This window comes from Azospirillum baldaniorum (genome assembly GCF_003119195.2).
Classification (GTDB): domain Bacteria; phylum Pseudomonadota; class Alphaproteobacteria; order Azospirillales; family Azospirillaceae; genus Azospirillum; species Azospirillum baldaniorum.
Genome location: NZ_CP022254.1, coordinates 297,504 through 309,934, shown reverse-complemented (window position 1 = coordinate 309,934; position 12,431 = coordinate 297,504). Strand labels below are relative to the sequence as shown.

The 12,431-nt window shown below is 66.9% G+C and carries 10 protein-coding genes; all 10 read right to left on the bottom strand.

Annotation, left to right across the window (positions count from 1 at the left end; translation table 11 throughout):
- Positions 1-6 precede the first annotated feature (6 nt).
- Complete coding sequence (locus Sp245p_RS15760) at positions 7-705, bottom strand: HAD family hydrolase (protein WP_014197052.1); 699 nt, start codon at positions 703-705, stop codon at positions 7-9.
- A complete protein-coding gene (locus tag Sp245p_RS15755; RefSeq protein WP_014197051.1) occupies positions 702-1,565 on the bottom strand; it encodes a D-amino-acid transaminase in 864 nt (287 codons plus the stop codon). Before Sp245p_RS15755 ends, Sp245p_RS15760 begins: the two co-directional genes overlap by 4 nt.
- Before the next feature lie 42 nt (positions 1,566-1,607).
- Entirely contained in the window at positions 1,608-2,984 is a 1,377-nt protein-coding gene (trkA, locus tag Sp245p_RS15750) for a Trk system potassium transporter TrkA (protein ID WP_014197050.1), read from the bottom strand.
- Between the two features lie 209 nt (positions 2,985-3,193).
- Entirely contained in the window at positions 3,194-3,502 is a 309-nt protein-coding gene (locus tag Sp245p_RS15745; protein WP_014197049.1) for a hypothetical protein, read from the bottom strand.
- A gap of 283 nt (positions 3,503-3,785) precedes the next feature.
- Positions 3,786-5,186, bottom strand: coding sequence for a nitrogen assimilation response regulator NtrX (gene ntrX / locus Sp245p_RS15740; protein ID WP_014197047.1), 1,401 nt, complete (start codon positions 5,184-5,186; stop codon positions 3,786-3,788).
- Positions 5,176-7,497, bottom strand: coding sequence for a sensor histidine kinase NtrY-like (locus tag Sp245p_RS15735; RefSeq protein ID WP_109138671.1), 2,322 nt, complete (start codon positions 7,495-7,497; stop codon positions 5,176-5,178). Before Sp245p_RS15735 ends, ntrX begins: the two co-directional genes overlap by 11 nt.
- Positions 7,498-7,683: 186 nt before the next feature.
- Complete coding sequence (gene ntrC / locus Sp245p_RS15730) at positions 7,684-9,129, bottom strand: nitrogen regulation protein NR(I) (RefSeq protein WP_014197046.1); 1,446 nt, start codon at positions 9,127-9,129, stop codon at positions 7,684-7,686.
- On the bottom strand, positions 9,126-10,328 hold the full coding sequence (locus tag Sp245p_RS15725; protein ID WP_014197045.1) for a two-component system sensor histidine kinase NtrB: 1,203 nt from the start codon (positions 10,326-10,328) through the stop codon (positions 9,126-9,128). Before Sp245p_RS15725 ends, ntrC begins: the two co-directional genes overlap by 4 nt.
- Positions 10,328-11,314, bottom strand: coding sequence for a tRNA dihydrouridine synthase DusB (gene dusB, locus Sp245p_RS15720; protein ID WP_014197044.1), 987 nt, complete (start codon positions 11,312-11,314; stop codon positions 10,328-10,330). Before dusB ends, Sp245p_RS15725 begins: the two co-directional genes overlap by 1 nt.
- A 124-nt stretch (positions 11,315-11,438) precedes the next feature.
- Positions 11,439-12,254, bottom strand: a complete 816-nt coding sequence (locus tag Sp245p_RS15715) for a cytochrome C assembly family protein (protein WP_014197043.1) — start codon at positions 12,252-12,254, stop codon at positions 11,439-11,441.
- Between the last annotated feature and the right edge of the window lie 177 nt (positions 12,255-12,431).

Below are 12,431 nucleotides of genomic sequence, written 5' to 3'. Positions count from 1 at the left end.
TCTCGACTACTGGTCATCCGATATGGTGTCACCACCGCTGCCCACCAACCCGCACAATGCATGGCACGTGTCGTACCGATGGGCCGGAGGGAAGCGGGTGAAGCCGCTGCCCTCGCCCGCCCCTATTAGCACCGGGACCATTCCCGCGCCATGGGCACATTCCATGTCGATGTCGGCATCCCCCACGAACCAGACGTTCGGGCCCGGCGAAATGTTCGCCGGTTCCAGCGCCATCAGCACCGGCGCGCCGTGCGGCTTGTCGAATTCGGCGTCCTGGGCGCCGACCAGACGGCCGAAATAGCCGGTCCAGCCCAGCGCATCGGCTTCCGCCCGCAGGAAGCGGCCGGTCTTGTTCGACACCACCGCCTGATAGATTCCGCGCTCCGCGAAGCCGCGCAGCAGGGATTCCGCACCCGGCAGGGGCCGGAGATGCTCCAGGTGATGCGCCTCGAAATAGGCGTAGAAAAGGTCGCGCGCATCGGTCCAGCGCTCCCCGAAGATGCGGGGGAAGCTGTCGCGCAGCGACTGCTTGATGCGCTCCCGCGCCTCATCCTCCGTCCAGGCCGGATGGCCGAAGGTGACCAGCGCGTGGTTCAGCGCGGCGCGCACCGTGCCCCAATTGTCGACAAGGGTGTTGTCCCAGTCGTAAAGGACAGCGCGCGGCAGCACGGGCAGGTGGTCGATGACGGCGGAGGCGTCGCTCATGACGGCACCCCGGCGGCCACGTAATCGAGATAGGCCTGACGCAGCGTCCGGGTGACCGGCCCCGGCTTGCCCTCGCCCACCGGCTTGCCGTCGATGCGGGTCACCGGCAGCGCGAAGGTGCCGGCGGAGGACACGAAGGCCTCGCGGGCGGCGAGCGCCTCCTCCACCGTGAAGCTGCGCTCCTCCACCGGGATGCCGCGCTCCCCGGCCAGCCGCAGGAGCGACAGGCGGGTGATGCCGTTGAGGATCTTCTGCGACGGGGCGCGGGTCACCAGCACGCCGTCCTGCGTGACGATCCAGGCGTTGGAGGAGGAGCCCTCCGTCACCGTGCCGTCCGGATCGATCAGCCACGCCTCGTAGGCGCCCGATTCGGCGGCCTGCTGCTTGGCCAGCACCGGGGCGAGGAGGCCGACCGTCTTGATGTCGCACCGGCCCCAGCGGATGTCGGGCACCGTGACCACGGCCACACCTTTCTCGAGCTGCTCCGGCTTGGCGAAGGCGGTGACCCGCTTGACGGTCATCACCAGCGTCGCGGAGACGCTTGCCGGGAACTTGAAGTCCCGCGGGGCGACGCCGCGGGTGACCTGGATGTACAGCGACCCGTTGCGGACGCCGTTCCGCCGCACAAGCTCGCGGGCGATCATCGTCACGACGCGCGGCGCCGCCGGCCAGTCCATGCGCAGCTCCGACAGGCTGCGGCCCAGACGCTCCATATGGCCGTCCAGGTCCGCGAAGCGCCCGTCGAGGAGGGTGACCACCTCATAGACGCCGTCGGCGAACTGGAAGCCGCGGTCTTCCACATGAACCGCCGCCTGCCGGTGCGGCAGGTAACGGCCGTTGACGTATGCCCATCGAGCCATGGAGGTTCTTTTTGTTGGTGCCAAAAACGATACGGGAGGCGATCAGAAGAATTCAAGCCGGACGGCGAACATCTTCTCCACCTTTTTCACCTGACCGGCGGTGGCCAGGATGATGACGCGGTCCTTCGGACGGATCACCGTGGCTGGGCGCGGGATGATGACTTCGTCGCCGCGCACGATCGCTCCGACGATGACCCCGGAGGGCAGCTTCACCTCGCGCAGCGGCGTGTTCACCACCGCGGAGGTTTCCAGCGCCTCCGCCTCGATCACCTCGGCGAAGCCGTCGCGCAGGCTGTGCACCGCGCGGATGCGGCCGCGCCGGACGTGCTGGAGGATGTTCGACACGGTGATGGCGCGCGGGCTGACCACCGCATCGATCCCCAGCGGCGACACCAGAGAGGTGTAGGACGCCTTGTTGATCAGCGTGATGGCGCGCTTCGCCCCGTGCCGCTTGGCGAGCAGCGAGGAGAGGATGTTGCCCTCGTCGTCGTTGGTCACGGCGACCACCGTCTCGGTGGCGCGGACGTTGGCCTCCTCCAGGATTTCCGGATCCAACCCGTCGCCGTGCAGCACCATGGTGCGCGACAGGCGCTGCGCCACGAACTGGGCGCGGCTGCGGTTCATCTCGATGATGCGTGCGGTGACGTGAGGGTACTTCGCCTCCAACTCCTCCGCCAGGCACAGCCCGATGTTGCCGCCGCCCAGGATGATGATGCGGCGGGCCTCCACCTCCTCGTGGCCGAAGGCGGCCATGGCGCGGTTCAGGTGGCGGTTGTCGCAGGCGAAATAGACCTCGTCGCCGGGCAGCATCTGGTCGTCGCCGCCGGGTATGAAGGAACGGTCGTTGCGGATGATCGCCACCACCTCCAAGCCGAGGTCGGGGAACAGGCCGGTTAACTGGCGCAGCGGCGTGTGCAGCACCGGGCAGGTTTCGGTACAGAGCACGCCGACGACGCGGACCTTGCCGTCCGCCAGAGGGATCATGTCGAAGGCGCCCGGCACCTGGAGCCGGCGGGCGATGGCCCGCGCCACCGCGATCTCCGGCGAGATGATGACGTCGATCGGCATGTGGTCGCGGCTGAACAGGTCCGCCCAGATCGGTTTCAGGTAGCTCTGGTTGCGCACACGGGCGATCTTGGTCGGCACCTTGAACAGCGCGTGCGCGACCTCGCAGGCCACCATGTTGATCTCGTCGATCTGGGTGACCGCGATGATCATGTCGGTCTCGCCCGCCCCCGCCGCCTCCAGCACGTCGGGGTGCGACGCGTGGCCGACCATGGCCTGCACGTCGAGCGTGTCGCTGATCCGCTGGATGAGTTCCGGCGAATGGTCGATCACCGTGACGTTGTTGCCCTCGGACGCCAGATAACGCGCGATGTTCGAGCCGACTTGCCCGGCTCCGCAAACGATGACCTTCACGGCCTTTGCACCCTTCCCCGCCCATTTTCCAGGCACTTAGGACAGGGACCTTATCATTTTGCGGCAGGACGCACCAACTCTATGTTCGCGAAGGGAAATACGGGCCAACCTGCCGGTGTGGACAGGCAGAGGGGTGATGGATGCGCCCTGCCCCATCACCCTCTCCCGTCGGTCACCGCGAGACGGAGACCCGTTTGCCGGCCTCGGCGTCAGCTGTTGTCGATTGTGTAATAGAACTGCGTGACGACGCCTTCCGGAGCACCATCCTTGCGGGTGTCGAAGTTGAAGTCCTGTGACCGGCCATCGATGTTGACCGATCCCTGGAAATGGGCTGGCCCGCTGAAGTTCACACCAATCAGCAGGAGCTGATTCACGCCGGCTTGCAGGTTTCCGGTCAGGACGACCTGTTCATTGATCGATTCACCACCGCCAATGCGGTTGTAAACTTGAGCACCATTCAAATAAGCAACAAGCTGGTTGTCGGTATAATTGACCGTCAGGACAGCAGTGGTCGCCATATTGTGATTCCTCCTCATAAAAAGAAAATGATGTTTCTTGTTAAGCGCGCTTACAAGACAATGAATATTTAGGCAATAACCTTCGATCAATACCAAAAACGTTAATCGTGATTTCATGAAATATATAAATAAAATTGTATTTAATCCTCCATGGCGCAAGCTGACAGGCACCGCTTTCAGACAAAATAAAAGCAGGCTCCCAAGTCGCCCACGTTCGGGACATGCTCGGGAAGCCTGCTTCAGGAGAAAGACGGCGCCTTGTGCTTGACGATGCTGGGCAAGCCTACTCGACGAACAGCTTGCCCTTCTCGCTGCCGTGCACGCCGAGCGACTTCAGCTTCCGGTGCAAGGCGGAACGCTCCATCCCCACGAAGGAGGCGGTGCGGGAGATATTGCCGCCGAAGCGCGTCACCTGGGCCAGGAGATACTCGCGCTCGAACACCTCGCGCGCTTCGCGGAGCGGCAGGCCCATGATCTCGCCGCCTTTGTCCCATTTCAGGACCGTGGGGGTGATGGCGCCGATTTCCGGCGGCAACTGGTCGGCGCGGATCGGTTCCTTGGGATCGCCCTGCGCCATGATGAGCAGCCAATCCACGACGTTGCGCAGCTGGCGCACGTTGCCCGGCCAGTCGTAGGCCTGCAGCGCGGCCATGGCGTCCTCGCCGAAGTCGCGGGCCGGCAGGCCGGCGGCCTCGGCCGAGCGCTGCATGAAGTGGCGGGCCAAGAGCGGGATGTCCTCGCGCCGCTCGGCCAGCGAGGGCACGCGGATCGGCACGACGGCGAGACGATAGAACAGATCCTGGCGGAAGCGGCCCTGGTCGATCTCCGCCTGGAGGTCGCGGTTGGAGGTGGCGACGACGCGCACGTCCACCTCGACCCGCTGGCCGCCGCCGACCCGCTCGAACACCTGCTCCTGCAGGGCGCGGACAATTTTGCCCTGGGTTTCCAGCGGCATGTCGGCCACCTCGTCGAGCAGCAGCGTGCCGCCGTGCGCCTGCTCGAAGGTGCCGATCTTGCGGCCGCCACCGTCCACCCCGGCTTCCGTGCCGAACAGCTCCATCTCCAGCCGGTCAGGGCGCATGGTGGCGCAGTTGAGCCCGACGAAGGGGCCGCCGGCCCGGCGCGACCGCGCGTGGATCAACCGCGCCACCACCTCCTTGCCGGAGCCGGCAGGGCCGGTGATGAGGACGCGGCTGCCGGTGGGCGACACCTTCTCGATGCTCTGGCGGACGTGGTTGACGGCGGTGGACCGGCCGATCAGCTCCACCTCGCCGCCGGCGCGCAGCTTCAGTTCCTCGTTCTCGCGCTTCAGCCGGGCCGCCTCGATGGCGCGATCCACCATCAGCAGCAGCCGGTCGGCCTTGAAGGGCTTCTCGATGAAGTCGTAGGCGCCGATTTTGATCGCCGAGACGGCGGTCTCGATGTTGCCGTGGCCGGAGATCATGATGACCGGCAGGTTCCGGTGGTCGCGCATCAGTTGTTCGAGGATCTGAAGCCCGTCCAGCCGGCTGCCCTGGAGCCAGATGTCCAACACCACGAGGCTCGGACGGCGCGCGGAGACCTGGGCGAACGCTTGATCGGCGTCGGCGGCCTCGCGCGTCTTCATGCCTTCGTCGTTCAGGATGCCGGCGATCAGCATCCGGATGTCCGCTTCGTCGTCGACGATCAGAATGTCATGCGCCATGGGCTGCGTGCCTCTTCTCTTCACCGGTCTCCGCCGGCGTGCCGACGCCGCCGGGGGCGTCGCCCGCGGCCGTGCCGGAGCTGGTGGACGTGTTGGGGATGACCAGCCCGACGCGCGCCCCGCCGCCTTCGCGGTCCTCCAGGGTCAGCACGCCGCCGTGGTCCTCCATGATCTTCTTGACGATTGCCAGCCCCAGTCCCGTGCCTTTCGCGCGCGTCGTCACGTAGGGCTCGGTCAGCCGGTCGCGCTCCTCGGTCGGCAGGCCCTTGCCGTTGTCCTCGATGATCATGGCGATGCGCTCGGCATCGGCCTCGACCCGGATGGCGACATGGCCGGGCGGCAGTTCCGCGCCTTCGGCGGGCGGCGGGCGCCCTTCGATGGCATCCGCGGCGTTCTGCAGCAGGTTGGTCAGCGCCTGGCTGATCTGGCGGCTGTCGCAGGGCACGGTCAGCGGCCCCTGGGGAAGCGCCATCTCGAATTTGATCTTGCCGGCATGCGCGCTGGACTGCAGGAACACCGCCTGCCGGACGAGGTCGTTGAGGTTGCAGGGCTTCATCACCGGCTGCGGCATGCGCGCGAAGGCCGAGAACTCGTCCACCATGCGCCGGATGTCGTCCACCTGCCGGACGATGGTGTCCGTGCACATGGTGAAGACCTCGGTGTCGCTGGTGATCTCCTTCAGGTACTTGCGGCGCAGCCGTTCGGCGGAGAGCTGGATCGGTGTCAGCGGATTCTTGATCTCGTGGGCGATGCGGCGGGCGACGTCGGCCCAGGCCGCCTTGCGCTGGGCGGAGACCAGCTCGGTGATGTCGTCGAAGGTGACGACATAGCCGCGGATCTCCCCGCTTCCCCGCCCTTCGGTGGAGATGCGGACGAGCAAGGTCAGCGGCGTCGTGCCGGGACGGCGGATCTGGATCTGGTCCTGCACCACCCGGCCGGGCCGGCCCGGCGCATGGTCCAGAAGCTCCCCCATCTCCGGCGACAGCTCGGCCAGCTTCATCCCGATCAGACTTTCGGCGTCCTCGACGCCGAGAAGGCGCGCGGCCGAGAAGTTGGGAAGGGTGATGCGCCCTTCCGCGTCCAACCCGATCACGCCCGCCGACACGCCGCCCAGCACGGTCTCGGTGAAGCGGCGGCGCTCGTCGATCAGGCGGTTGGCCGACAAAAGCTCGTGCCGCTGGCTTTCGATCTCTGTCGTCATGCGATTGAAGGCGCGTGACAGCAGGCCAAGCTCGTCCTCGGCGGGCGGCTCCGTCACCCGGACGGTCAGGTCGCCGGCGCGCACCCGCTCCGCCGCGCCGATCAGGGCGCTGATCGGCCGCGCCAGCCGCGTCGCGAAGATCAGCCCCGCCCACACTGCCGCCAGCAGAAGCAGCATGGCCACGACCAGGAAGATCAGGGTGAAGGTGATCTGCAGGCTGCCGCGCTGGCTTTCCAGCGCCCCAAACTCCCGCACCGCCCCTTCCGCCGAGGCCATGTGCGAGAGCACGCGCGGCTCGACCATGCGGCCGACATAGAGATAGGTGTCGGCGAAGCGGTCGAGCCGGACCAGCGCGCGGACGCGGTCGTCGTTCTCGCTGACGATCATCGCCACCTCGCCGCGGCGGGCGGTGGCGAGCTTGTCATCGGGGATCGGGTCGAACTCCAGCGCGAAGGTGTAGCCGGAGCGCGCGACGATGGCGCCGGTCGTCCCGTTGAAGACGATGGCCTCCGACAGGGCGCGCAGCATCGCCTGGGTGGCGACCACCTGCTCGAACCGCTCCGGGTCGCTGGCGAGGCGCGCCGCCTCCTGGTTCAGGTCGTTCGCCATGGCGAGCGCGTCGGCGCGGATGTTCTGCTGGTGCTCATGCAGATAGGCGCTGGCGACGGCCAGCGATTCGTTCACCGCCGTGCGCACCCGCTCGCTGAACCAGGACTGCACGCCGACATAAAAGAAGACCGTGGAGAAGATGGCCATGATGATGGCCGGGGCGACGGCGAGCAGGCTGAACACCGCGACCAGCCGCACATGCATCTGCGACCCGGCGAGGCCACGCCGCCGCCCGATCCACAGATAGACGATCCGCCGCGCGATCAGCACGCCAAGCAGGAGCAGCAGCGCCAGATCGAGGGTCAGCAGCCATGTGACGGTGCGCGGGTTGGTTTCCCCGAAGGGCGCGCTCTCCGTCAGCGCCGTGTAGGTCGCGAAGCCCGCCACCAAGGCCGCCAGCGACAGCGCGAAGGCAAGCCTCTTCGCCAGCCCGACACGGGCTGCCCAACGAAGGAACTGCTGCCAAAGCGGCGTGACGGTTTCAGGGGGTGTGGGCGACATCAATCCGGCAACCAGTCTGTTGCCAGAATGATACACGAGCTGTTGCCGTCCTGCCAAGCGGCAACCCCTCTGCCTTTCGCACAGTCCCTAAGGAGCATTGCGAATGGCAGAGGGGCCAAAAGCCTGTCGCAAAAACACCACGCTGTGGGATTGCGGCGACGCCCAGCCAATCCGCCGGGCGCCGGATCACTTCAACCCGCGCACCACCTGGATGTCGAGATCGCGGATCTTCTTGCGCAGCGTGTTGCGGTTGAGGCCGAGCAGTTGCGCGGCCTTGATCTGGTTGCCCCGCGTCGCCGAGAGGCTGAGCGAGATCAGCGGCCGTTCGACCTCGCGCAGCACCCGGTCGTACAGGCCGTTCGACGGCATGCCATCCTTGTGCGCGGCGAAATAATCCTTGAGGTGGCGCTCCACGGCGGCGGACAGGCCCTCGCCCTGCGGTTCCTCCACCGGCTGGGCCGCGGGCGTGGTGTCGGCCAGTTCCGCCTCCACCACGTCGAGCCCGATGACCTCCTGCGAATAGAGCGCGGCAAGGCGGCGGACGAGATTTTCCAGTTCGCGCACGTTGCCCGGCCAGCGGTAGCGCTTCAGCCGGTCCATGGCGGGCTGGTCGATGCTCTTCACCGGCAGCCCTTGGGCCGAGCACTGGTTCAGGAAGTGGCGGACCAGAAGCGGCACGTCCTCCGTACGCTCGCGCAGCGGCGGCAGACGGATGGGGACGACGCACAGCCGGTAGAACAGGTCCTCGCGGAACAGGCCCTGGCGGATCAAGGTGCGCAAGTCGCGGTGGGTGGCGGCGACGATGCGTACATCCGTCTTGATCGGTGTACGTCCGCCGACGGTGGTGTACTCGCCCTCCTGCAGCACGCGCAGCAGCCGGGTCTGCGCCTCCAGCGGCATGTCGCCGATCTCGTCGAGGAACAGGGTACCGCCCTGCGCCTGCTCGAAGCGGCCGGTCGACCGGTTGGTGGCTCCGGTGAAGGCGCCCTTCTCGTGACCGAACAGCTCGGACTCGATCAGCTCGCGCGGGATGGCCGCCATGTTGATGGCGACGAAGGGACCGTTGCGCCGCTTGCCGTAGTCGTGCAGCGCGCGGGCCACCAGTTCCTTGCCGGTGCCCGACTCGCCGGTGATGGTCACCGTCAGATCGGTGCCCATCAAACGGGCAAGGACGCGGTAGATCTCCTGCATGGCCGGCGAGCGGCCGATCAGGGGAAGCTGCTCGTCCGCCTCGCCGGCGTCGGCGGGCAGAGCCGCCGGCGGCGTGTTGGAGTTCAGCGCCCGCTCGACGACCGAAACCAGCTCCTTCAGGTCGAAGGGCTTGGGCAGATACTCGAAGGCGCCGCGCTCCGCCGCCTTCACGGCGGTGATCAGCGTGTTCTGCGCGCTCATCACGATGATGCGCAGGTCGGGCCGGATCTTCTTGATCCGGGGGATCAGGTCCAGCCCGTTCTCATCGGGCATCACCACGTCGGTGATGATGAGGTCGCCCTGCCCGTCCGCCACCCAGCGCCAGAGCGTGGAGGCGTTGCCGGTGGTGCGCACCTCGTGCCCGAGGCGGGCGAGCGCCTGGGTCAGAACGGTGCGGATGGCGCGGTCGTCGTCCGCAACCAGGATCGTGGCTGCACTCATCCGATGGCCCCTCGGAAGCCTCTGGCCGGTGCAGGATCGCCGCTCATCTGCGCTTCATCGAACATGGGTAGCGAGACCTTGAAGACGGTGCGGCGCGGCTGGCTGTCAAATTCGATGACGCCGCCGTGGTCGCCGACGATTTTGGCTACCAATGCAAGCCCCAGGCCAGTCCCATTGACCTTGGTTGTAATGAAGGCATCGAACAGGTTGGAGCGCAGGTCGTCGGGTATGCCATCCCCATTATCCTGAACGGACACCAGCAACGGCAGGTGCAGGCGGGTGTCGCCGCCGGGCAGGGCCATGCGGACGCCGTGCTGATAAGATGTGCTGAGTATGATCTCGCCGCCCGATTCCGGGGCAGCTTCTGCCGCATTTTTAATCAGATTGAGGAAAATCTGGATGAGCTGGTCACGGTTGCCATAGACCGGCGGCAGGGACGGGTCGTAGCGCTCGATGAATCGGATGTTCCGCGCGAAGCCGCTCTGGGCCACCTTGCGGACATGCTCCAGAACGGTGTGGATGTTCACCGCGTCACGCTCCAGCGGCCGCTGGTCGGAGAAGACTTCCATCCGGTTGACCAGCGCAACGATGCGGTCGGCCTCGTCGCAGATCAGCCGGGTGAGCACCCGGTCGGACTCGCTGCAGTTTTCCTCCAGGAGCTGCGCCGCCCCGCGGATGCCCGACAGCGGGTTCTTGACCTCATGCCCGAGCATCGAGGCCATGGCGGTGACCGAGCGGGCTGCGTTGCGGTGGGTCAGGGAATTGTCGATCTTGCGGGCCAGCGTGCGCTCGTTGACCGTCAGCAGCACATGGTCGGCGGGCTCGCCCAGCGCGGTGACCCGCACGGTGACGTGGTGCGGGCCGATGCGCGGCGTGTCGATGACGACGCCCTCCTGCGAGGCGCGGTGGCGCCCCTGCTGGACCTGCTCGATCAACTGGCTGACCGGGCTGTTGGGCGGCAGCAGTTCCGCCAGTGGCATGCCTTCCATCATGGCGGCGGACAGGCCGAAGAATTCCTGCGCCTCCAGATTCACGTAGCGGATGTCGCCGGAGCCGTCGACGACCAGGACCGGGTCGGGGAGCGCGTTCAGCATGACGGACGGATCGATGCAGGAGCGGACAGGGCGGTAGGAACCGGAGGGCGCACGGGGCCGCGCCGGGCGGCGGGGCAATGGAGCAGCGGCAGATGCACGGGCCATCAGGCAGCCATCCTTTCGATCGCCGGGGCGTAGAAGTCGCGGATGAAGCCGCGCACTCGTTCGGGATCGGACATGCGGTTGACCTCCGAGCGGAATTCGGCGGAGTCGCGCAGGCCCGTTGAGTACCAGGAAATGTGCTTGCGGGCGACGCGCAGCCCGCCTTCGACGCCATAATGGGTCAGCATGGCGTCGTAATGCTCCAGCAGCGTGTCGAGCTGCTCGTGGAGCGGTGGATCGGGCAGCCGCTCGCCGGTGCGGATGTAATGCATCACCTGGGCGGGGAACCAGGGGCGCCCGTAGGCGCCACGCCCGATCATCACCCCGTCGGCGCCGGACTCGGCAAGCGCGCGATCCACGGCATCAAAGGACGTGATGTCGCCGTTGACCACCACCGGGATCGACACCGCCTCCTTCACGGAGCGGATGAAGGACCAGTCGGCGGTGCCGTTGTAGAACTGCTCGCGGGTGCGGCCGTGAACGGTGACCAGCTTGATGCCGCACTCCTCGGCGATGCGGGCGAGACGGGGGGCGTTCAGGCTGTTGTCATCCCAACCCTTGCGCATCTTCAGCGTCACCGGGATCGAAACCGCTTTCGCCGTAGCCTCCAGGATGCGGGCGGCGAGCGCCTCGTCGCGCATCAGGGAAGAACCGGCGTGGCCGTTGACCACCTTCTTCACGGGACAGCCGAAGTTGATGTCGATGATGGCCGCACCGCGGTCCTCGTTCAGCTTCGCCGCCTCGGCCATCACGTCGGGCTCGCAGCCGGCAAGCTGGACCGCCATGGGGAACTGCTCCGGCTCGCACTCGACCATGCGCAGCGTCTGGCGGTTCTCGCGGATCATCGCCTGGCTCGCGACCATCTCGGAGACGACCAGTCCGCAGCCCGACTGCTTCACCAGCCGCCGGAACGGCAGGTCGGTGACGCCGGACATAGGGGCGAGGATCACCGGACCCTCAAGCGAGATGGTGCCGATTTGAATGGCCATGTTCACCTGCCCACATGATGGGCACATTAGCTATATGATGAGAATTTGTGCACGGTAGCACAGCGTTTCGGCATGTTGCAAGTGCACATCCCGCGAGCGCCGCGCTGGCTGTCATGCGCGGAGGCTAGCCGAGCAGGACGTCGGTGACGAACTTGACGCCCGGATAGGCGAGGGTCAGCAGCAGATAGGCGATCAGCACGAGACGCGCGGCCATCCGCCCGCGCACGCCGGTGCGGGCGTGGGCGAGCAGCAACCCGCCGATGACGACGAAACTGGCGACCGACAGCAGCGTCTTGTGGTCGGCGCGCAGCAGCGCGCCGGTTTCGTAATGGAGCACCGCCATTCCCGTGGCGAGACCGGCCCCCAGAACCGCCTCCGACGCGCCGAGAAGGTGGAGCTGCATCCGCTCGCTCTCCGTCACCGGGGGCAGGAAACGGGTCAGCGGCGTCGGGCGTTTCGACTTTAGCGCCCGCTCCTGGAGGAAGGCGGCGAGCGAGGCCACGGCGGCCATGGTCAGCAGCGCGTAGGTGATGACCGACACGGCGATGTGCAGGTCGATCCAGATGCCCGGCGCCCCGCCACGCAGCACCGGCGCCGGTGCCTGCTGGGCCAGCGTCGCGAAGGCGCCGACGGTCAGCAGATAGGGCAGCAGCAGCGGCGAGAGCCGCCACGCCGACCGGGTCAGCGCGCTCATCGCCATGAACAGCAGCATGCAGGCGGCGATGGTGATCCACAGCGCGGTGGACAGACCGGTGTGCCAGCGTCCCGCCACCTGGGTCAGCGCCCAGGCCGCCGGCCCGGCGAAGCCCAGCGCCAGGGCGCCCCAGAAATAGGCGGACCGACCGTCCGCCCCCTGCCCCGCGATCCGATGATACGGGTAGATGGACGCCGGCAGCAGAGCCATCAGCGCGGTCAGGCTGTAGACGATGTTCTGCGACATGCGGCGGACCCGTGCCCTTCCCTTTGCGGAAACCCAAAGTCGCTGTTGGACCCAAAGTCGCTGTTGGACAAGTCTCTGAAGCTCTTGGCGGAACGCCGGTGAGCGGCTAGGCTCCGCTGCGTCCGGCCGCCATGACGTAAGCGTCACGCGGACGGCCCGTCAAGCGCGGATACCATA